This window comes from Streptomyces lienomycini, assembly GCF_027947595.1.
Lineage (GTDB): Bacteria > Actinomycetota > Actinomycetes > Streptomycetales > Streptomycetaceae > Streptomyces > Streptomyces lienomycini.
The window spans coordinates 4,904,929-4,925,425 of record NZ_CP116257.1 but is presented as its reverse complement, the minus strand read 5'-3'; the positions used below and the strand labels follow the sequence as shown (position 1 = coordinate 4,925,425).

Genomic DNA, 20,497 nt, shown 5'->3' with positions numbered 1-20,497 from the left:
CGTACGACGCGGGCGAAGGAGGACGACCGGTGATCCGCGTGCTGCTCGCCGACGACCAGTCACTGGTACGGGCCGGCTTCCGGGCGCTGCTGGACGCGCAGTCGGACATCGAGGTCGTCGCGGAGGCCGCCGACGGCGAGGCGGCAGTGCGCTCGGTGCGCGAACTGCGCCCCGACGTCGTCCTCATGGACATCCGCATGCCTGTGCTGGACGGCCTCGCCGCGACCCGCGAGGTCACCGGCGACCCCGGGCTGCACGACGTGCGGGTGGTCATGCTCACCACCTTCGAACTCGACGAGTACGTCTTCGAGGCGATCCGCTCCGGCGCCTCCGGCTTCCTCGTCAAGGACACCGAACCCGAGGAACTGCTGCGCGCCGTGCGAGCGGTGGTGGACGGAGACGCGCTGCTGTCGCCCGGGGTGACGCGACGGCTGATCGCCGAGTTCGCGGCCCGCTCCAAGGAGCCCGCGGCGGCGGACGGGATGGCCCGGCTGACCGAGCGGGAACGCGAGGTGATGGCCCTGGTGGGCATCGGACTGTCCAACGAGGAGATCGCCCGCCGGCTGGTCGTCAGCCCGCTGACCGCCAAGACCCACGTCAGCCGCACCATGGTGAAGCTGGGCGCCCGCGACCGGGCCCAACTGGTCGTCCTGGCCTACGAGTCGGGTCTCGTGCGCCCGGGCTGGCTCGGCTGACCGGCACGTGCGAACCGCACCAGCACACTCACCACACGCAGGAAGAACACCGCCACGGCCAGAACCGTCCCCGACCCGACGAGGACGCCGCGCACCCGGGCGGGCAGGCCGAAGAGATACGCCGGTCCCGCCACCGCTCCGAACAGCACCGCCGCCGCGAACGCCGCGCTGCACAAGGCGTACCCGATCTCGACCGTGACGGCGTCCCGCTCTCCCTGTGTGCGCCTTCCCCCGTGAGCGTCCATGCCCCAAGTCTCCCAGAAGCAGGCCGAGTCGGCGCCGAGTCGGCAGCGCGGCGGCGGTCGGGGCGGCTCTGCTACGGTGCGCGGATGGCGGCGAAGCAGGACGAACAGGCGCTCGTGACCCGGTGGCGCTCGATCCTGGCCCTCCACGCCGGCGTCCAGTGCGCACTCGACCGCGCCCTGCACGGGCACGGTCTGTGCGGGAGCGACTTCGAGGTGCTCGACGTCCTGGCCGGCACACCGGACGACGACGGTTCCGGTTCCGGCGGATACCGTGTCCAGCAGATCTCCGAGCGGGTCCACCTCAGCCAGAGCGCGCTGTCCCGGCTGGTCGCCCGGCTGGAGAAGGACGGACTCGTCCAGCGCTCCGCGTGCGCCGAGGACCGGCGGGGCGTACGGGTGGCGCTGACCGCCGAGGGGCGGGCCAGGCACGGTGAGGCGCTGCCGGTGCAGCGGGCGGTGCTGCACCGGATGCTGGCCGGCCGACCCGACGCCGCCGCGCCGGAACCCCTCACTTCGAGGTGACGCCCGACCTCTCGCGCCACAACGCGGCGAGCGAGCCGTCGCCGGTGACCTGCGGGAACGGTCGGCGGTTCCACAGCGCCGAGTAGAGCTGCGCGGCGGGCCCGGTCAGCTCGCAGTCGGCTTCCCCGACCTCGTCCCGCCGGACCGCCAAAGGCTCCGCCGACAGCTGTACGGTCCAGACGGCGTCCGGTGCGTCCGTCGCCCGTATCCGCAGCGTGCGGGGCCCCTCGGTGCGCACGGCGCTCGTGGGGCGGGCGTGGAAGCCGCCCAGCAGCTCGTCGATGCCGTCCACCGCGAAGTCCGCGCCGATGCGGCCGGGTTCACCGCCCGCGGCAGCCGCCTCGGCGTCGAGCCGGTGCACGGTCGTCTCGTGCGCCTGCCGACGCGCCCAGAAGGCCAGCGGCGACGGCGCGGGCAGGAAGTGCCAGCACCGCACGTCGGGCGCGGCACCCGCGAGGGTGTCGACGAGCCGTCCGTGGCCCTCCCTGAACCAGGTCAGGAGCGGGGCGCCGTCGAGGTCGGGCGGGCCGTCGGCGGGACGGGGACCGGTGTGCCCCTCGGCGACGTACCCCGTCGCCCAGCGATGCACCGTCCCCGTGTGCCGCAGCAGGTCCCGCACCCGCCAGCCGGGGCAGGTCGGCACCTCGGCGTCACAGCCCGCCGACTCGGCGGCCGAGGCCAGCAACACACCTTCGTGGTCCAGTACTTCGACGTACGCGGCAGTCTTCATGACAGGGAGTCTGCCGCATGGAACGGAAAGGGAACGGACTCGAAGGCGTCCGCGCCCCCGCCCCGGGCGTCGGCGGTCGGATCAGGCGGGTGCGGCCGCGCGACGCGTCGCGACGGCGACCAGTACCGCCACCGCCGCGAGCGCCGCCACACTGGTGAGGGCGGCCGGCAGGGAGAACCAGTCGGCCATGAAGCCGATCGCGGGCGGCCCGAGCAGCATGCCCCCGTAGCCCAGGGTGGACGCGGTGGCGACACCGCTCGGGCCGCCCAGCGCACCGGCCCGCTCGATCGCGACGGGGAAGATGTTGGCGAGCCCGAGCCCGGTGATCGCGAAGCCGAACAACGCCGCCCACACCGACGGGGTGAGCGAGCCGAGCAGCATGCCGGCCACGGCGGTGGTGCCGCCCGCCACCACCGTGGCCGTCCGGCCCAGGCGCTCCAGCAGCGTCGTCCCGGTCAGTCGGCCGACGGTCATGGCGAGCGCGAAGCAGGAGTAGCCCGCCGCCGCCGTCCCCGGCGACGCGTCGAGGTCCTGCTCCAGGTGCAGGGCGCCCCAGTCGGCCATGGCCCCCTCGCCGTAGGCCGTGCACAGGGCGATCAGCCCGAAGGTGAGGACGAGGCGACGGGTCCGGCGGTCCGTGCGGCGCGGGGCGCCGTCGTCCTCGGGGACGCGGTCCGGCGGCGCGGCCGGCTCGCAGCGCAGCAGGGCGCGGCCCGCGACCAGGGTCACCAGCAGGCCGATCACGGTGAGCGCGAGCAGGTGCCGCGTCGGCGACAGCGACCCGGCGACCAGCCCGCCGAGCCCCGCGCCGACCATGCCCCCGAGGCTGAACGCCGCGTGGAAGCTGGGCATGATCGGGCGCCCCAGCACGGCCACCAGGTCGACGGCGGCGCTGTTGAAGGCGACGTTGATCCCGCCGTACGCGCTGCCGAACACGAGCAGTACGGCGCCGAGGGCGAACGCCGAGTGGGTGAGTGGGGGCAGGGCGATGCTGAGGCAGAGCAGGACCGCGCAGGCGACGGTGACGGGGTGGCTGCCGTAGCGGCGGACCAGCCGCCCGGTGAGCGTCATGGTGACGACGGCACCGGCCGAGACACCGAGCAGGGCCAGGCCCAGGGTGCTGGCGGAGGCGCCGGTCTGTTCCTTGATGGCGGGGATCCGGACCACCCAGCCGGCGAAGACGAAGCCGTCGAGGGCGAAGAAGGCGGTCAGGGCGGCACGGAGACGGGTGAGATCGTCGCGGGTGCCCGGCACGGCGTTGTGCGATCGGGCTTTGTTTATTTGCGGCACAAAGTGAGGCTAGGTGCCGGACGGAGGAGCGGGCAAGGGGCGACGAGCGCGGCCGGGGCAGGGGCGCGGGGAGTGCCGAATGGGGAGGAGGGGGCGAACGGGGGCGCCGGACCCTGGTCAGCCGGCCGGTGCCCCTCCTGTGCTCTCCCGCACGAGCAGCCGGTGCGGCGCCTTGGTCTCCCTCGGTGCGGGCGCCGAACCGTCGATCACACCGAGCAGGGTGCTGACCGCGGTGCGCGCGATCGCGGCCTTGTCCGGGGCGACGGTGGTCAGCGACGGCGAGCTGTACCGCCCCTCCTGGATGCCGTCGACCCCGACGACGGCGATGTCGTCGGGCACCCGCACGCCGGCCCGGGTCAGGGTGTGCATGGCGCCGATGGCCAGCAGGTCGTTGTAGCAGAAGACGGCGTCGGGCGGCTCCGGCAGCGCGAGCAGGTGCTCCATGGCCCGGGCGCCCAGGTGGCGGTGGAAACGCGGGGTGGGGACGATCAGCCCTTCATCGACGGTGAGCCCGGCCCGCTCCAGCGCCTGGCGGTACCCGGTCGTGCGCAGCTGGGCGGTCTCGCCGGTGCTGTAGGGCTGGTCGCCGATGGCGGCGATGCGCCGACGGCCGAGGCCGAGCAGGTGCTCCGTCGCCTCCCGGGCCGCGACGACGTTGTCGATCGCCACGTGGTGGAGGCTGCCGTTGAAGATGTGCTCGCCGAGCAGGACGACCGGCACCCGGTTGGTGCGCCTGCGCAACTCGTCCGCGGAGATGGACAGGGGGCTCAGCAGCAGGCCGTCGAACATGGTGGCACGGGACTCGCGCCCCAGCAGCTCCCGCTCCCGCTCACCGTCGCCGTCGGTCTGGTCGAGCATCACCACGTACCCGTGGGTGCGGGCGGCGGTGATCACCTCGCGGGCCAGTTCGGCGAAGTACGGCACGTCCAGTTCGGGGACGACCAGCGCGATCATGCCGCTGCGGCCCCGGCGGAGATTGCGGGCCACCAGGTTGGGCCGGTAGTCGAGTTCGTCGAGCGCGGCCTGCACCCGGACCCGCAACTCGTCGGAGACGGGCACCGAACCGTTGACCACGTTGGACACGGTGCGGATCGAGACTCCGGCACGTCGGGCGACGTCGCGGAGCGTGGAGCCGGCCATCCAGTTCCCCCTCACGGCCCCCGGGGGGCATCGGTCGACAGCATCTCGGGTGCGCGCCGGTACGAACCGATGCCGACGCAGGTTGATGTTACTCAGCTATTGCATCGTTGCAAAAGGCGCAGCATCATCTCTGCATCGTTGCAAAGCGAGGGCGACGGTGCGGCGATGCGTGCGTACCGCCGTGCCGACGACGACGCCTGCGCGCGTTCCCGTCCACCCCGGCTCAGCTCTGCCCTGCCCATCACCCCGTCCCACTCCGTCCCGTGAACCGCAGCCCGCATTCCCATCCGAGGAGCCGTGCTCATGTCCAGATCATTCGTCCCGCGGCGCAGCGTTCTGCGCGGCGCTCTCGGTGCCGGCGCGCTCGCCGCGGCCGCCGGCCCGCTCGCGGCGTGCGCCCCGGGTTCCTCCGGGTCCGAGCCGCGCAAGCTCACCGGGACGCCCGGTGCGTCGGCCAAGGGTGAGATCACCATCTGGAACCGCTCCGGCGACCTGTTCAAGGTCTTCGACGCGGCGATCGACGCCTTCCGCAAGGCCTACCCGGACATCAAGGTCAACCATCAGGCCGTCGACATCGACGCCAAGCTCGCCAACACGCTGATCAGCGGCACCGACCTGCCCGACGGCAGCTTCTGGGACGACGCCAAGATCGGCGGCCAGGTGGAGCACCTGTACGACCTGACGGACCTCATAGCGCCCTACCGCGACAAGACCTCGGCGTACAAGCTCTCGGTCAACACGGTGGACGGACGGATCTACGGAGTGCCCTGGGACCTCGACCCCGGGCTGCTCTGGTACCGCGAGGACCTGCTGGAGGACGCCGGGGTCGACCCGGCCGGGCTGAAGACCTACGACGACCTGCTGGCGGCGGCCCGGTCGCTGCGGGAGAAGAACCCCAAGGCGCGTCCCCTGCACATGGAGAAGGACCCCGCCCTCGGCCAGCTCTGGCTGGAGATGCTCGCCGGCCAGCAGGGCACCAGCCTCGCCGACGCCGACGGGCAGGTGCGGCTGGACTCCAAGGAGTACCGCACCATCCTCAACTGGGTCCGGGACGCCGTCGACGACGACCTGGTCACCCACGCCGAGTACCTCAAGCAGGCCGACCTCGCCGCCCTGGAGAACGGGCAGCAGGCGCTGGTCCCGTGGGCGGTGTGGTGGTCCTTCGCACCGCAGCAGCTCCTGAAGAAGGGCAAGGGCAAGTGGCGGGCCGCCCCCCTGCCGGCCTGGACTCCGGGCGGGGCACGCAGCGGCGCCATGGGCGGCAGCAGCTTCATCATCCCGGCGAAGGCGAAGAACCCCGAACTCGCCTGGCTGCTCTACGAGTTCCTGTGCTTCAAGGAGCCCGGCTACAGCGCCGTGTACGGGCCGAGCGAGGTCTACCCCGGCGGACTGAGCACCTCCGTGCCGAGCTACGGCCCCGCCCGCCGCCCCGACAGGCCGCTGTTCGAGCCGGTGGCCGCACTCGGCGGACAGGACCTGTGGAAGGTCGCCGTGGACGCCGCCGACACCATCCCGGCCGCCGCGCCGATCCCCGCCTGGTGGGCCAAGTCCGTGGACTACCTCGGCGACAACCTCCAGCGGCTCATCGAGGGGAAGATGAACCCCGACGACGTCATCGACGACTCCACCAAGAAGATCCAGCGCAACCTGGTGGACCGCGCATGACCACCGGCACCCTCACCCCGCCGCGCAAGGAACAGGCGGCACCCGACTCGCCGCGCCCCGCCCGCCGCTCCCGGCGGGGGCCCTTCCTGGCGCCCTACCTCTTCGTCGCGCCGTTCTACATCGTCTTCGCGGCCTTCGGCGTCTACCCCCTCGTCTTCGCGCTCCAGTTGAGCTTCACCGACTGGAAGGGCGCCGGCGAGGCGAAGTTCATCGGCCTGGAGAACTACACCTACCTGCTCACCAGCGAGGAGTTCTGGTCCTCGCTGGGCAACAGCGCGGTGATGTGGCTGCTGATCGTGCCCCTCCAGATCGTCGGCGGCCTGGCCGCGGCGGTGCTGCTCGCCAACGCGCGGCTGCGGTTGCGCGGCATGTTCCGGGTCGCCTTCATCGCGCCGTTCGTCACCCCGCTGGTGGCGATGGCCCAGGTGTGGATCGTCGCCTTCGACACCGACTACGGGCTGGTCAACCACCTGTTCAACCTGGTCGGCCTGCCGGACGTCGACTGGCTCCAGTCGACCGCGTGGGCCAAACCGACGCTCGCGCTGCTGTTCCTGTGGAAGACCACCGGCTTCGCGATCATCATCCTGCTCGCCGGACTGCAGGCCGTACCCTCCGACGTCTACGAGGCCGCCGCCCTCGACGGCGCCTCCCGCAAGCGGCAGTTCTGGTCGCTGACCCTGCCCCTGGTCCGGCGCAGCATCGCCTTCCTCGTCGTGGTGCAGACCCTCGCGGTGTTCCAGATGTTCGCCGAACCGTTCGTCGTCACCCAGGGCGGCCCGTACGGCTCGACCACCACCGGCGGGCTGTACCTCTACAACCACATCCTGGCGTCCGACCTCGGGACCGGCGCCGCGAACTCCTTCCTGCTCGTGCTGCTGGTGTTCGCCCTGTCCCTGCTGTCCGTGCGCCTGCTCCGCTCCCGAGACGAGTGACCATGACCAGCCGGACCAAGAAGCCGGGCAGGAGCCTGTCCCAGCCCCGGCCCAGGCCGCTCCAGTACCTCGTGCTCGGCCTCCTCGCCCTCGTGTTCGTCTACCCCATCTGGTGGGCCGTCAGTTCCTCGCTGAAGCCGCCGACCGACATCGTCCGCGACCCGCTGTCCTTCTCGCTCGGCTCGGCCACGCTCGACAACTACCGGGCGATGTTCGACGACGTGCCGATCGGCACCGGCTTCGTGAACACCGTGCTCGTCGTCGCCGTCAAGGGCGCGATGACCATGTTCTTCTGCCCGCTGGCCGGCTACGCCTTCGCCAAGTACCGCTTCCCCGGCAAGAACCTGCTCTTCGGCGTGCTGATGCTCACGCTGATGCTGCCGACCCTGGTGCTGATCATCCCGCTGCTCCTGGAGATGAGCGAGCTGGGCTGGGTCAACACCTACCAGGCACTGATCCTGCCCGGCAGCATCGACGCCTTCGGCATCTTCTGGATGCGGCAGACCATCGCCGCCGTGCCCGACGAACTCCTCGACGCCGGACGGGTGGACGGGGCGAGCGAGTTCGGCATCTTCGCCCGGATCGTGCTGCCGGTCATCCGGCCGGGCATCGCCGCGCTCGGCGTCCTGACCGCCATGAACATCTACAACGACTTCGTCTGGCCGGTCGTCGCCGTCAACGACGAGAGCCACCAGACCCTCCAGGTCGTCCTGTCCACCCTCGCGCAGAACGTCACCGGCAACCGCGTCGGCGCCGACTTCGCCACCGTCTGGGGCGAACTCCTCGCCGCCGGAAGCATCGCGATGCTGCCCGTGCTCGCCCTGTTCATCCTGCTGCAACGGCACTTCATCAACGGGATCCTCGCGGGCAGCGTCAAGGGCTGACACCCCGCCCGTACACCGCTGATCCCGCCAACAGCCCCCCCGCGCACCGAATCGGAGCAGACACGCACATGACCATCCCTCGCCCCGAGTACCCCCGCCCGCACTTCGACCGGTCCCACTCCTGGCTCACCCTGAACGGCGCCTGGGACTTCCGTGCCGACCCCGCCGAGCGGTACTCCGCCGACGCGTCCGACGGCTACGACCGCGCGATCACCGTGCCCTTCGCCTGGGAGACACCCGCCTCGGGCATCGCCGAACACTGGCTGCGGACCGCCTGGTACCGGCGGACGTTCACCGTGCCGGCCGACTGGGCCGGACAGCGCGTCGTGCTGCACTTCGGCGCCGTGCACCACGCCGCCACGGTCTGGGTGAACGGCACCGAGGTCGCCCACCACGAAGGCGGCTACACCCCCTTCGCCGCCGACGTCACCGACGCGCTCGGCGACGGCGAACAGCTCCTCACGGTGCGGGTGCACGCCCCCGCGGACAAGCGGGACATCGCCCACGGCAAGCAGCGCAGCATGCCCCGCGACGACTACGACGGCGTCTGCTTCACCCCGTCCTCCGGCATCTGGCAGAGCGTCTGGCTCGAAGCCCGCCCCGCCACCCACCTCGCCGCGCTCCGGCTGCGCCCGAACGACGACCTGACCGGCATCACCGTCGAGGCGGTCGTCGACGGCCCCGCGGCGGACCGCGCCCGACTGCGGCTGCGCGTACGCGGCGAGGACACCGCCGCCACGGCCGCCCCGGGCCCCGACGGGCGCCTTCGCGCGGAACTCCTCGTCGCCGCCCCCCGGTTGTGGTCGCCCGAGGACCCGCACCTCTACCACGTGGACGCCGAACTGACCTCCGACGACGGCACCGACCGGGTCGCCGCCCGCACCGGACTGCGCAGCATCACCGTCGACGGCGAGTCCCTGTACCTCAACGGGCAGCGGCTGTTCGTACGCGGCGTCCTCGACCAGGGCTACTGGCCCGAGACCGGCATCACCGCCCCCGACGACACCGCCCTGCGCCGCGACCTGGAACTCGCCGCCGAGGCCGGCTACAACCTCGTCCGCAAACACCTCAAGCTGGAGGACCCCCGCTTCGCCCACCACGCCGACCGGCTCGGCATGCTCCTGTGGGCCGAACCCGCCTCGCCCGGACGCTTCTCACCCGCGTCCGTCACCGCCTTCACCGAGCAGATCGAACCCATGGTCGAACGCGACGGCAACAGCCCCGCCATCGTCATCTGGGGCCTGTACAACGAGGAATGGGGCCTGGACTGGGACATCCCCGGCGACCCGGCCAAGCAGCACGCCACCGCCGACGCCTACGACCGCCTCAAGGCGCTCGACTCCACCCGCCCGGTCGTCGACAACTCCGGCTGGACCCACGTCAAGACCGACCTCCTCGACTGGCACTACTACGACGAGAGCGCCGCCTCCTGGGCCACCACCGTCGCCGACCTGCTCTCCGGCGCACGCGACGACTTCCCCGTCAAACTCGGCCCCGACTACGTCGTCCACAAGAAGCTCGCCGTCCCCGGGCAGCCCCTGCGCGGCCTGCCCAACCTCAACAGCGAGTACGGCGGCGGCTTCACCGGCCTGGACCGCGCCTGGCACCTGCGCTGGCAGACCCAGGAACTGCGCCGCCACGACCGGCTCGCCGGGTACGTGTACACGGAGCTGTACGACATCGAGCACGAGAGCGCCGGGCTGCTGGACTTCGGACGCGGCACCAAGGACCTCGCGGGCGTCGACCCGGCCCACGCCAACGCGCCGACGACCCTCGTCCTGGACGTCACGCCGGTGGCACCCGGCCGCGACCTGCTCATCTCCGACCGCGACCTCACGGTCGACGTCCACGTCTCCCACCACGGGGCCGACCCGGTCGCCGGCACCCTGCACACCACCTGGACCCCGGTGTACGCCAGGACCCCCGACGCGCCCGGCGACGCCGTCCCCGGGTGCCGCGCCGAGGCCAAGCCGTACGTCCTCGGCGCCCCCGTCACCGTGCCCGCCGCCCTGCCCGAGGGCTGGACCAGCGGCCGGCTGCACCTGGCACTGGTCGTGGACGGCACCGTCGCGGCGCGCACCGCGCTGGACGTGGACACGCGGACCGACCCGTACATCGGTGACGACCCGCAGGCCCGCCCCACCGCCTGACTCCCGCCCGACCCACGACGACCGTCCAACCCACGACGACCGTCCGACCCACTACGACCCGCCACGCCCCGCCACGCCCCACCGATCCCGCACCACCCGACACCCCCACCACCAAGGAGTCGACCCGTGCGCACCTCGTCACTCACCCGCGGCAGATCACCGGCCCTGCTCGCCGTCCTCGCCCTCGTCACGGCCCTGCTGTCCCTGTGGCCGCAGCCCGCGTCGGCCGCGCCCGCCGGACAGGTCCTGGCCTCGCCCGACCTCGCCGCCCACCCGCAGGGCGACGACAGCTACCCGCGCGCCGTCCGCCTCGACCACGACGGCTCGGCCGGCCAGACCATGCTCGCCACCTACGCCCGGCGCGAACAGGGCGCCGCCAACACCCTGCCCGTCCACCGCAGCACCGACGGCGGCCGCACCTGGAGCGCCGCCCCGATCTCCACCATCACCTCGCACACCCCGGGCTGGGACATCGAGGCACCCGTCCTCTACGAGGTGCCGCGCACCGCGAACGGCCTGAACCAGGGCGACCTCCTCGCCGCCGGCACCGCCTGGCAGGCCGGTGACTACACCACCCAGCGCGTCGAGGTCTTCAAGAGCACCGACCACGGCCGGAGCTGGCAGTACCTCTCCGACTGCACCCGCACCAGCGGCCTGCCCGACACCATCGGACACGGCATCTGGGAACCCTGGTTCCTGCTGGCCCCCGACAACACGCTGGCCTGCTTCATCTCCGACGAGCGGCCCGCGAACAGCCCGACCAACAACCAGGTCATCGGCCACTACACCTCCACCGACGGCGGCCGCACCTGGAGCGGCACCCTCACCCGGGACGTCGCCTTCCCCGCCGACGACCTCGCCCGCCCCGGCATGTCGATCGTCGTCCCGCTGCCCGACGGGCGGTTCATGATGGCGTACGAGATGTGCCGCGACGCCACCGACGCCGACCACGCCTGCGAGGTGTACACCAAGACCAGCCCCGACGGCCTGAACTGGGCGCCCGCCGACGACCGGGGCACCCTGGTGCGCACCGCCGACGGCAGGGAACTGCTGCACACCCCCTACCTCGCCTGGGTGCCGGGCGGCGGCCCCGACGGCACGCTGCTGATGTCGGGCCAGCGCGTGGTGAGCGGACCCACCGGCAACAAGACGGTGCTGGCGGAGTCCGGCGCCGTGGTCTTCGCCAACACCCACCTCGGCGCGGGGGAGTGGACCGAGATCGAGGCCCCGGTCCTGACCGCTCCCACCGGCGGCTACAACCCCGGCGAGCCCTCCTGCCCCGGCTACAGCTCGCCGATCGTGCCGCGCGCCGACGGCACCTCCTTCCTCTACCTGACCGCCACCCGGCTCGGCACCGGCAACCAGTGCCAGGTCCGCTTCGGCACCGGCACCCTCGGCGGACCGGTCGGCCAGGTCACCACGCCGTGGGTCGCGGGCAAGTGCCTGGACGTCGACACCAACACCAGCGGCAACGGCAACGCCGCCCAGCTGTGGGACTGCAACACCGCCACCGGCCAGCGCTGGTCCGTCGCCCCCGACGGCACGGTGCGCGCCTTCGGCAGGTGCCTGGACATCGACGGCAACGGCACGGCCAACTTCACCAAGGTCCAGATCTGGGACTGCGCCTCCGGCGTCGGCGGCCAGCAGTGGCGCCACCGGGCCGACGGCTCGCTGTTCAACCCGCAGTCCGGCCGCTGCCTGGACATCCCGTCCGGCGCCACCGCCAACGGCACCAAGCTGCAGATCTACGACTGCAACGGCCTCGGCACCCAGAAGTGGAACCTCCCGGCCTAGCCCCACCGGACCAGCCCCACCGGCACCCGGGGCCCCGCGCCCCGGGTGTCGCATACGCTCGACAGCACCATGATGAACAACCTCACCCCCTTGGAGCCGAAGGCCGACAAGGCCACGGTCAGACGGCACAACCTCAGCCTGGTCCTGAGGGCCGTGCACGACGCGGGGGAGGCGACCAGGGCAGGCGTCGCCACGCACGTCGGACTGACCCGCGCGGCGGTGTCGTCCCTGGTCGAGCAGCTCCTCGAGTACGGCTTCGTCTCCGAGTGGGGCAAGACCAGCAGTGGGCAGGCGGGACGTCCCGGCACCGTCCTGAAGGTGTCCCGGTCGGGCCCCGCGGGCCTCGGCGTCGAGATCAACATCGACTACATCGCCGTCTGCGTCGTCGACCTCGCCGGCACCGACCGGGTGCGCCTCGTGGAGCACTTCGACAACCGCGGGGTCCAGCCCTCCGAGGTCCTCGCGCGCGCGGCCCGGCTGGCGGCACGCGCCATCGGCTCGGCGGCCGAGCAGGAACTCGCCCCGGCCGGCGTCCACGTCGCCCTGCCCGGCCTGGTGACCGGCGGCACCGTGCGCCAGGCGCCCAACCTGGGCTGGCAGCGGGTCGCCGTCGAGGGACTGTTCGCGCAGGCGCTCCTCGCCCTGCGCCCCGCCCATCGCCCCCTGCCGGTCAGCTCCGACAACGAGGCCAACGCCGCCGCCCTCGCCGAGCTGTGGTTCGGCGCCGGCACCGAGGGCGTGCGCAGCTTCCTCTACCTGACCGGCGAGATCGGTATCGGCGGCGCCCTCGTACTGGGCGGCGAGCTGCTGCGCGGGGCGCACGGCTTCGCCGGGGAGATCGGGCACATGGTCGTCGACCCGGAGGGCCCGCTGTGCCGGTGCGGCGCCCACGGCTGCCTGGAGCAGTACGCCGGTCAGGCCGCGCTGCTCGCCGCCGCCGGCCTCGACGCCGACGCGGGCGTCCAGGGCGTCGCCGAACTGGAACGCCGGGCCCGGCGGGGCGACCCGTCCGCCCTGTCGGCGATCGAACGCGCCGGACGGCAACTGGGCGTCGTGGTCTCCGGGGCGGTGAACCTCTTCGACCCCGACGCGGTGATGCTCGGCGGTGTCTACCGCGAGCTGATGGACTGGCTCGCCCCCGCCGTCGACCGTGAACTCGCCCGGCGCGTGGTCTCCGGGCTGTGGAGCGAGGGCGGCAAGCGGCTGCGGGCCTCGTCCTCGCTCGGCGACGCGGCCCGGGGCGCGGCCGGCGTGATCGTCCGCGAGGTGCTGGCCGACCCGGCGGCGTACGCGGAACGGGACGCGGAGTGAAGTGAGGGGCCGCCCGGTCGGCGGCCCCTCACATCGGTCCGGTGTTCGTCAGCCGCGGTTCGCGGCGATCATCTCCCGGTACCAGCGGTAGCTGTCCTTCGGCGTGCGCTCCTGCGTCTCGTAGTCGACCCGCACGATGCCGAAACGCTTGTCGTAGCCGTACGCCCACTCGAAGTTGTCCAGCAGGGACCACACGTAGTAGCCGCGCACGTCCACGCCCGCGTCGATCGCCGCCCGCAGCGCCGTGAGGTGGTCGCGCAGGTAGGCGACCCGGTCGGTGTCGTGCACCGTGCCGTCGGCGGCGGGCGCGTCGTCCTCCGCCGAGCCGTTCTCGGTGATGTGGACCGGCGGCAGTGCGTCGCCGTACTGCTTCTTCAGCCGCACGAGCAGGTCGGTGAAGCTGTCCGGGACGACCGGCCAGTTCATCGCCGTGTGCCGCACGCCGGGCAGCCGCACCTCCTCGTACCGGTTGTCCGTGGCCACGCGCCGCGCCGGGTCGCTCTCGCGGTGCGGGGCGTCGGCGACCACGATCGGCCGGTAGTAGTTGATGCCGAGGAAGTCCAGCGGCCGGGAGATCAGCTCCAGGTCACCTTCGCGCCGGAAGTCCTCCCCGGTGATCAGCTCGCCCCAGGTCTCCTCCTCGGTCGCCGGGTAGCGGCCCGCGAGGATCGGCTCCGTCCACACCAGGTTGTGCTGGGTGTCCGCGCGGACCACGGCCGCCAGGTCGGCGGGGGAGTCGGTGGCGGGCAGGTTGCGGTCCAGGTTGAGCGTGATGCCCACCTCGCGCACCCCGGCCGCGCGCAGCGCCTCGACGGCCAGTCCGTGGCCGACCAGCAGGTGGTGCGCGGCGGCCAGCGCACCCCGGCCCTCCTTGGCGCCGGGCGCGTGCCGGCCGATGGAGTAGCCGAGGAAGGAACTGCACCACGGCTCGTTGAGGGTGATCCAGCGCGGCACCCGGTCGCCCAGGTGCTCCGCGACCACCGCCGTGTACTCGGCGAACCGCTCCGCCGTCTCCCGCACCCGCCAGCCGCCCCGGTCCTCCAGGGCCTGCGGCAGGTCCCAGTGGTACAGGGTGGCGGCCGGCTCGATGCCCGCCGCGAGCAGTTCGTCCACCAGGCGGGAGTAGAAGTCGAGGCCCTTGGGATTCACCGCGCCCGCGCCGTCCGGCACGATGCGCGGCCAGGCGATCGAGAACCGGTACGAGTCCACACCGAGGTCGCGCAGCAGCGCCACGTCCTCGGGGTAGCGGTGGTAGTGGTCGCAGGCCACGTCACCGGTGTCGCCGTTCACCACCAGGCCGGGCGTGTGGCTGTAGGTGTCCCAGATCGACGGACCGCGGCCGTCCTCCCGCGCCGCGCCCTCGATCTGGTAGGAGGCGGTCGCGGCGCCGAGGACGAAGCCGGGCGGGAAGCTGGGGTAGTCGCTCATACTGTGCTGCTCATCTCCATGCGGACGGGGCGTGCGGGGGTCACTTGACGGAACCGCCGGAGATCCCGGCGGCGATGTACTTCTGGGCGAGGACGAGGAGGATCGCCGCGGGCACCGCGGACAGCACGGAGGCGGCCATCACCGAGCCCCAGTCCCCGACGTGCGCGCCGATGTACTGGTAGATGCCGAGGGTGATGGGCTTGACGTCGTCGGTGGTGTTCAGGGTGAGCGCGAACATGAAGTCGCTCCACGAGAACAGGAACGCGAACAGCCCCGACGTGATCAGCGAGTTGCGGCTCATCGGCAGCACCACCCGCACGAACGTCCGCACCGGCCCGGCCCCGTCGATCTGCGCGGCCTCGATCACCTCGCCCGGGATCGACACCATGAAGGAGCGCATCAGCACGATGGAGAACGGGATGCCCAGCGAGGCGTCCGCCAGCATCAGGCCGAAGTAGGAGTTGACCAGGCCCAGGTCGACGTAGGAGTTGTAGAGCGCGTTGGCGATGACGATGCCCGGCACCATCTGGGTGATCAGCGTGCCGAACACGATGGTGCGCGAGCCGCGCAGCCCGAACCGCGCGAGCCCGTACGCCGCCGGCGCCGAGATGGCCAGGCAGATGGCGACCGCGCCGAGCGAGACCGCCAGCGAGGTCAGCAGGTGCCCGCCCTGGTCACTGATCGCCTTGGAGAAGCCGGACAGGTCCAGGCTGCCCGGCACCGCGTCGACCTGGAGCAGCCCGGAGTCGGGCTGGAGCGCGGTGTTGAGCATCCAGTACAGCGGGAACAGCATCACGCACAGGATGAGAACGCCGGCGACGGTGGAACCCCAGCGGCGCCGGGAGGCTGTGGGCGTGTGGGAGGCCATGGACGTCACTTCCCCTCGGTGCGGTTGGCCCGCAGGTAGAACACCGCGAACACGGCGGAGATCAGGATGAGTACGTTGCCGACCACGGCGCCCGCGCCGAAGTCCAGCTGGACGAACGAGTTCTGGTACGTCAGGGTGCCCAGCGTCTGGGTCGCGTCGGCCGGGCCGCCGTCGGTCAGGGCGAGGATCAGGTCGAGGATCTTCACCGTCGACATGAAGCCGAGCACCAGGACGACCGTGACGACGGGCCTGAGCATCGGCAGGGTCACCGAGCGGAACGTCCGCCAGGCCGAGGCACCGTCCAGCGCCGCCGCCTCGTGCAGCTCCTTCGGGATCTCCTGGAGACCGCCGTAAAGGATGACCATGTTGAACGGGATGCCGATCCAGATGTTGACCAGGATGACGGAGAGCAGGGCCATCTCGGGGCTGGTCAGCCAGGGCGTGTGACCGCCGATGCCGAGGGTGTCCAGGAACGAGTTGAGCACGCCCGTGTCCTGGTCGAGGATGCGCCGCCAGACGATGCCGGACACCACCATGGGCACCAGCCAGGGCAGCAGGATCAGCGAGCGCAGCACCCCGTTGAGCGGGAAGCGGCGGCTGAAGAAGACCGCGAGCGCCAGGCCGATGCAGAACTGCCCGAGCAGCGACCCGGCCGTGAAGACGAGCGTGTGCCACAGGGCCTTGCCGAACAGGGCGTCCTGGAACACGTTGGACCAGTTGTCGGCGCCGTTGAAGGGCGCCTCACCGGTGAAGAAGGTCTTCGGCGTGTAGTCCTGGAAGCTCATGACGACGTTGCGCACGAGCGGGTAGCCGAAGAACAGCAGCATGAAGACGACGGCGGGGGCGACGAACCCCCACTGGGTGAGCCTGCGGCGGCGCGCGATCCGGCCGGGGTCCGGCGCGGCGGGCGACGTGGACGCCTTCGCGGGCGTCTGCGCGGTGACGGTGGAGGTGGGCGTGGGAGTGGTCATGGGGGCGTACCTCAGTTCCCGCTCGTGGCCCGCTGCTGGGCGCGCTTCAGGGCGGTCTCACTGGACTGGCCGGTAAGGGCGGACTGGAAGGCGCTCTGCAGGGCGAGCGAGACGCTCGACCAGCCCGCGCCGAGCTTCGCCGTCCGGGACCGGGCGACGGCCACCTGGTCGGCGAGGGAATCCAGCTCGGGCACCTTCTCGCGCCAGACGGCGGCGGCCTTCGCGTTGGCCGGGACCATCCAGCTGTTGAGCGCGTAGGTCAGCTGCTCCTTCTCGCTCGCCAGACACGCGACGATCTTCCCGGCCGTCCTCTCCCGCGCCTCGTCACCGGTGTTGGGCACGGTGAGGACGGCGCCGCCGAGCGGACCCACCGAGTCGTCACCGGCCGCGGGCACCGGGATCGGCGCGATGCCCCAGTGCAGCGACGTGTCGCTGTTGAGGGTCTCCACCTGCCACGGACCGTTGATCATCATCGCCGCGTTGCCGGCCATGAACTGGTCGTTGACGTCCGCCTGCGTCCAGTTGACCGTCGACTTCGACAGCGAGCCGTCCTTCAGCAGGCCCTTCCAGTAGTCGAGGGCCTCGACGACCTTCGGACCGTCCAGGTCGGTCTCGTCGCCGCCGTTGGACCACATGAACGGCGTGAACTGGAAGACGCCGTCCTCCGCGCCGCCCGCGCTCAGCGCCAGCCCGTACTGCTTGCCCTGCGTGAGCTTCTTCGCGCTCTCGCGCAACTCGGCCCAGGTGGTGGGCACCTCGATCCCCGCCTTGTCGAGGACGTCCTTGTTGTAGAAGAGGGCGAGCGTGTTCACGGAGCGGGCCGCGCCGTAGTACGTGCCCTCGTACGAGCCGAAGTCGACGATGCCGTCGGGGGTCTCGTCGGTGCTCAGCCCGAGGGTCCTCAGGTCGACCAGGCCGCCCGCGTCGGCGAAGGTCGGCATCTCGGAGGCGTCGAACTGCACGATGTCCGGCAGCGACTTGGACGACGCCATGCGCAGTGCCTTCGTCATCACCTGCGCGGCCGGGACGCTCTGCTGCTCGATGGTGACGCCCAGCTCCTTGCCGCAACGGGCCATCGCCTCCGCGTCCCAGCGGTGGTACGACTCGTCGGTCGAGGAGTTCATCACGGTGTACACGTCGGCGTCCCGCTGCTGTCCGCAGCCGGCCAGTGCCGCCCCGGCGACCAGCACGGACACGGCGGTGAACGGGGCGACGACGCGGCGTGAGCGTCCTCGCCCGCGGCGCGTGGCAGCCGGAGGGTGTGCTGTCAAGGCGAGCGAGGTGAAGCGCTTCGACATGGTGCGGCCCTTGCTGTCGTACCGTCCGGCTTCCTCGCCGGACTGTTTTGTTTGATGTGATGACTAATACGTCACCAACCCGCTTCCGCGCTAGAGCAAAGTGGCCCCGGTCTCTCCGCTCCGCGGGGTGAGGGAGTCGTTCTCTTGAGTAATAGCGCCAGCTCAGCGCGGTGAACGCGATCTCGGCACCTCGGCGCCGGGATTTGTTTTGTGTACGATCAAAACGCTGTGAGACGGCCCCCGTGCTCCCCACCCGACAGCTCCCGCCCCATCCAAGGAAGATCATGAAGTTCACCGACGGCTTCTGGCTCATCCGCGAGGGCGTGCATCTCTCGTACGCCACCGAGGTACGCGATGTACGCCCCGAATCGAAGCGCTTCACCGCCCATGCCGCCGTGAAGAAGGTGACGCGGAGGGGGGACACGCTCAACGCGCCGCTCCTCACGGTCGAGTGCTTCTCCCCCGCCGAGGGCGTCATCGGCGTCCGCGTCACCCACCACGCCGGCAAGCGCAGGCCGGGCCCCGACTTCGCCCTCACCGGCCCGGCGGACGGCGCCGGCGAGGTCCGCCAGGACGGCACCGTCACCGAGCTGACCAGCGGCCCGCTCACCCTGCGCCTGGACCGCGAGGGCCCCTGGGGGCTCACCTTCCACGACGCGGACGGACGCGAGCTGACCCGCGCCGACGCCAAGGGCACGGCCTTCGCCACCACCGGCGACGGCGCCCACCACATGCTGGGCCGCCTCGCCCTCGGCGTCGGCGAGCAGATCTACGGCCTCGGCGAGCGCTTCACCCCGTTCGTCAAGAACGGTCAGATCGTCGACATGTGGCAGGCCGACGGCGGCACCAGCAGCGAGCAGGCGTACAAGAACGTCCCGTTCTACCTCTCCTCGCGCGGCTACGGCGTCTTCGTCAACCACCCCGGCGCGGTCTCCTTCGAGGTCGGCTCCGAGTCCGTCGGCCAGGTGCAGTTCAGCGTCGAGGACCAGACGCTGGAGTACTACCTGGTCGCCGGACCCACCCCCAAGGACGTCCTCACCCGCTACACCGCGCTCACCGGCCGCCCCGCGCTGCCGCCGGCCTGGTCCTTCGGCCTGTGGCTCACCACGTCCTTCACCACCTCCTACGACGAGCAGACGGTGACGAAGTTCGTGGACGGCATGGCCGAGCGCGGCATCCCGCTCTCCGTCTTCCACTTCGACTGCTTCTGGATGCGCGAGTACCAGTGGTGCGACTTCCAGTGGGACCCGGACGTCTTCCCCGACCCCGACGGCATGCTCGCCCGGCTCAAGGCCAGGGGACTGCGGGTCAGCGCCTGGATCAACCCCTACATCGCCCAGAAGTCCCCGCTCTTCGACGAGGCCGCCGCCCTCGGCCACCTGGTGCGCCGGCCGGACGGCGACGTCTGGCAGTGGGACCTGTGGCAGGCCGGGATGGGCCTGGTCGACTTCACCAGCCCCGCCGCCCGCGACTGGTACGCCGGGAAGCTCAAGCCCCTGCTCGACCAGGGCGTGGACTCCTTCAAGACCGACTTCGGCGAGCGCATCCCCACCGACGTCGTCTGGCACGACGGCTCGGACCCCGAGCGGATGCACAACTACTACACCCACCTGTTCAACCGCACCGTCTTCGAACTCCTCGAGAAGGAGCGCGGCCAGGGCGAGGCCGTCCTCTTCGCCCGCTCCGCGACCGCGGGCGGCCAGCAGTACCCCGTCCACTGGGGCGGCGACTGCTGGTCCTCCTTCGAGGCGATGGCCGAGTCGCTCCGCGGCGGCCTGTCCCTCTCCCTGAGCGGCTTCGGCTTCTGGAGCCACGACATCGGCGGCTTCGAGGGCACGCCCGACGCCGCGGTCTTCAAGCGGTGGCTCGCCTTCGGCCTGCTCTCCTCGCACAGCCGGCTGCACGGCTCCTCGTCGTACCGGGTGCCGTGGGAGTTCGGCGAGGAGGCGGTCGACGTCGCCCGCAGCTTCACCCTCCTCAAGCACCGCCTGATGCCCTACCTGTACGGCGTCGCCGCCGAGGCCCACCGCACCGGCGTACCGATGATGCGGCCGATGGTCCTGGAGTACCCGCACGACCCGGCCTGCCGCCCACTGGACCGCCAGTACATGCTCGGCTCCGACCTCCTGGTCGCCCCGGTCTTCACCGAGGACGGCGAGGTCGAGGTCTACCTCCCCGCGGGCACCTGGACCCACCTCCTGACCGGCGAGCGCGTCACCGGCCCGGCCTGGCGCACCGAACGCCACGGGTACGACAGCCTGCCGCTGTACGTCCGCGAGGGCGCCGTCCTGCCCCTGGGCTCCGACGACCAGCGCCCCGACGGGGACTGGCTGGACGCCCCGACCCTGCTGGTCCACCCGACCGCCGACGCCGACTACGCGGCCGAGGCCACCGTGCCCGACCTCCTGGGCACACCCGCCGCGACCTTCCGCGTACGGCGGGACGGGGACGTCCTGCGGGTCACCGCGAGCGGCACCGACCGTCCCTTCACCGTCCGGGTCGCGGGCGGCGCGAGCGGTGAGGGCACCGGAGAGGTGGCCGTGCCCCTGACCTGAGCCCGGCCGCCCGCGCCCG

Annotated in this window: 17 protein-coding genes; 9 read left to right on the top strand and 8 right to left on the bottom strand. The window is 71.8% G+C overall.

All coding sequences use genetic code 11. The features are described 5' to 3' along the window. Positions 1-29 precede the first annotated feature (29 nt). Positions 30-695 (top strand): response regulator transcription factor, encoded by a 666-nt coding sequence (locus BJ961_RS22340; protein WP_271414584.1) that lies wholly within the window; start codon positions 30-32, stop codon positions 693-695. Here the strand turns inward: BJ961_RS22340 and BJ961_RS22335 are convergent. Beyond that, positions 656-940 (bottom strand): DUF6332 family protein, encoded by a 285-nt coding sequence (locus BJ961_RS22335; RefSeq protein ID WP_271414583.1) that lies wholly within the window; start codon positions 938-940, stop codon positions 656-658. The genes BJ961_RS22340 and BJ961_RS22335 overlap by 40 nt on opposite strands. Before the next feature lie 84 nt (positions 941-1,024). Here BJ961_RS22335 and BJ961_RS22330 point away from each other — a divergent pair, with 84 nt between their 5' ends. After that, entirely contained in the window at positions 1,025-1,462 is a 438-nt protein-coding gene (locus BJ961_RS22330; RefSeq protein WP_271414582.1) for a MarR family winged helix-turn-helix transcriptional regulator, read from the top strand. On the opposite strand, the gene BJ961_RS22325 is transcribed toward BJ961_RS22330, so the two are convergent. From BJ961_RS22325 to BJ961_RS22315, 3 genes are all read right to left on the bottom strand, one after another. After that, on the bottom strand, positions 1,449-2,192 hold the full coding sequence (locus BJ961_RS22325) for a maleylpyruvate isomerase family mycothiol-dependent enzyme (RefSeq protein ID WP_271414581.1): 744 nt from the start codon (positions 2,190-2,192) through the stop codon (positions 1,449-1,451). The genes BJ961_RS22330 and BJ961_RS22325 overlap by 14 nt on opposite strands. An 81-nt stretch (positions 2,193-2,273) precedes the next feature. After that, entirely contained in the window at positions 2,274-3,446 is a 1,173-nt protein-coding gene (locus BJ961_RS22320; protein WP_271414580.1) for an MFS transporter, read from the bottom strand. Between the two features lie 153 nt (positions 3,447-3,599). After that, the gene (locus tag BJ961_RS22315; RefSeq protein WP_271414579.1) at positions 3,600-4,622 is read right to left on the bottom strand and encodes a LacI family DNA-binding transcriptional regulator; all 1,023 of its coding nucleotides are present in this window, start codon (positions 4,620-4,622) and stop codon (positions 3,600-3,602) included. Positions 4,623-4,925: 303 nt separating this feature from the next. Here BJ961_RS22315 and BJ961_RS22310 point away from each other — a divergent pair, with 303 nt between their 5' ends. The 6 genes from BJ961_RS22310 (at position 4,926) to BJ961_RS22285 (ending at position 13,358) form a co-directional block, all read left to right on the top strand. Then, positions 4,926-6,287 (top strand): ABC transporter substrate-binding protein, encoded by a 1,362-nt coding sequence (locus tag BJ961_RS22310; RefSeq protein ID WP_271414578.1) that lies wholly within the window; start codon positions 4,926-4,928, stop codon positions 6,285-6,287. Further along, positions 6,284-7,219 (top strand): carbohydrate ABC transporter permease, encoded by a 936-nt coding sequence (locus BJ961_RS22305; protein WP_271414577.1) that lies wholly within the window; start codon positions 6,284-6,286, stop codon positions 7,217-7,219. Before BJ961_RS22310 ends, BJ961_RS22305 begins: the two co-directional genes overlap by 4 nt. Before the next feature lie 2 nt (positions 7,220-7,221). Next, complete coding sequence (locus tag BJ961_RS22300; RefSeq protein WP_271414576.1) at positions 7,222-8,103, top strand: carbohydrate ABC transporter permease; 882 nt, start codon at positions 7,222-7,224, stop codon at positions 8,101-8,103. Between the two features lie 68 nt (positions 8,104-8,171). Then, on the top strand, positions 8,172-10,253 hold the full coding sequence (locus BJ961_RS22295; RefSeq protein ID WP_271414575.1) for a glycoside hydrolase family 2 protein: 2,082 nt from the start codon (positions 8,172-8,174) through the stop codon (positions 10,251-10,253). A 126-nt stretch (positions 10,254-10,379) separates the two neighbouring features. After that, positions 10,380-12,047: a ricin-type beta-trefoil lectin domain protein gene (locus tag BJ961_RS22290; protein ID WP_271414574.1), complete on the top strand. Its 1,668-nt coding sequence runs from the start codon at positions 10,380-10,382 to the stop codon at positions 12,045-12,047. Between the two features lie 69 nt (positions 12,048-12,116). After that, complete coding sequence (locus tag BJ961_RS22285) at positions 12,117-13,358, top strand: ROK family protein (protein ID WP_271414573.1); 1,242 nt, start codon at positions 12,117-12,119, stop codon at positions 13,356-13,358. Positions 13,359-13,406: 48 nt separating this feature from the next. On the opposite strand, the gene BJ961_RS22280 is transcribed toward BJ961_RS22285, so the two are convergent. The 4 genes from BJ961_RS22280 to BJ961_RS22265 are packed head-to-tail and all read right to left on the bottom strand — an operon-like array spanning position 13,407 to position 17,923. Then, positions 13,407-14,786: a GH1 family beta-glucosidase gene (locus BJ961_RS22280; protein ID WP_271414572.1), complete on the bottom strand. Its 1,380-nt coding sequence runs from the start codon at positions 14,784-14,786 to the stop codon at positions 13,407-13,409. A gap of 40 nt (positions 14,787-14,826) precedes the next feature. Next, positions 14,827-15,654, bottom strand: a complete 828-nt coding sequence (locus BJ961_RS22275) for a carbohydrate ABC transporter permease (protein WP_271414571.1) — start codon at positions 15,652-15,654, stop codon at positions 14,827-14,829. A 5-nt stretch (positions 15,655-15,659) separates the two neighbouring features. Continuing rightward, positions 15,660-16,625, bottom strand: a complete 966-nt coding sequence (locus BJ961_RS22270; RefSeq protein WP_271414570.1) for a carbohydrate ABC transporter permease — start codon at positions 16,623-16,625, stop codon at positions 15,660-15,662. A gap of 11 nt (positions 16,626-16,636) precedes the next feature. Further along, positions 16,637-17,923: an ABC transporter substrate-binding protein gene (locus tag BJ961_RS22265; protein ID WP_271414569.1), complete on the bottom strand. Its 1,287-nt coding sequence runs from the start codon at positions 17,921-17,923 to the stop codon at positions 16,637-16,639. A 284-nt stretch (positions 17,924-18,207) separates the two neighbouring features. Between BJ961_RS22265 and yicI the strand changes: the two genes are divergently transcribed. Further along, positions 18,208-20,478, top strand: coding sequence for an alpha-xylosidase (gene yicI / locus BJ961_RS22260; protein ID WP_271414568.1), 2,271 nt, complete (start codon positions 18,208-18,210; stop codon positions 20,476-20,478). The last annotated feature ends 19 nt before the right edge of the window (positions 20,479-20,497 follow it).

Coding starts and splice junctions, on each gene's coding strand:
- BJ961_RS22280 (WP_271414572.1), bottom strand. CDS start 14,786: ATGAGCGACTACCCCAGCTTCCCGCCCGGCTTCGTCCTCGGCGCCGCG.
- BJ961_RS22325 (WP_271414581.1), bottom strand. CDS start 2,192: ATGAAGACTGCCGCGTACGTCGAAGTACTGGACCACGAAGGTGTGTTG.
- yicI (WP_271414568.1), top strand. CDS start 18,208: ATGAAGTTCACCGACGGCTTCTGGCTCATCCGCGAGGGCGTGCATCTC.
- BJ961_RS22295 (WP_271414575.1), top strand. CDS start 8,172: ATGACCATCCCTCGCCCCGAGTACCCCCGCCCGCACTTCGACCGGTCC.
- BJ961_RS22285 (WP_271414573.1), top strand. CDS start 12,117: ATGATGAACAACCTCACCCCCTTGGAGCCGAAGGCCGACAAGGCCACG.
- BJ961_RS22270 (WP_271414570.1), bottom strand. CDS start 16,625: ATGACCACTCCCACGCCCACCTCCACCGTCACCGCGCAGACGCCCGCG.
- BJ961_RS22330 (WP_271414582.1), top strand. CDS start 1,025: ATGGCGGCGAAGCAGGACGAACAGGCGCTCGTGACCCGGTGGCGCTCG.
- BJ961_RS22335 (WP_271414583.1), bottom strand. CDS start 940: ATGGACGCTCACGGGGGAAGGCGCACACAGGGAGAGCGGGACGCCGTC.
- BJ961_RS22315 (WP_271414579.1), bottom strand. CDS start 4,622: ATGGCCGGCTCCACGCTCCGCGACGTCGCCCGACGTGCCGGAGTCTCG.
- BJ961_RS22265 (WP_271414569.1), bottom strand. CDS start 17,923: ATGTCGAAGCGCTTCACCTCGCTCGCCTTGACAGCACACCCTCCGGCT.
- BJ961_RS22305 (WP_271414577.1), top strand. CDS start 6,284: ATGACCACCGGCACCCTCACCCCGCCGCGCAAGGAACAGGCGGCACCC.
- BJ961_RS22310 (WP_271414578.1), top strand. CDS start 4,926: ATGTCCAGATCATTCGTCCCGCGGCGCAGCGTTCTGCGCGGCGCTCTC.
- BJ961_RS22300 (WP_271414576.1), top strand. CDS start 7,222: ATGACCAGCCGGACCAAGAAGCCGGGCAGGAGCCTGTCCCAGCCCCGG.
- BJ961_RS22275 (WP_271414571.1), bottom strand. CDS start 15,654: ATGGCCTCCCACACGCCCACAGCCTCCCGGCGCCGCTGGGGTTCCACC.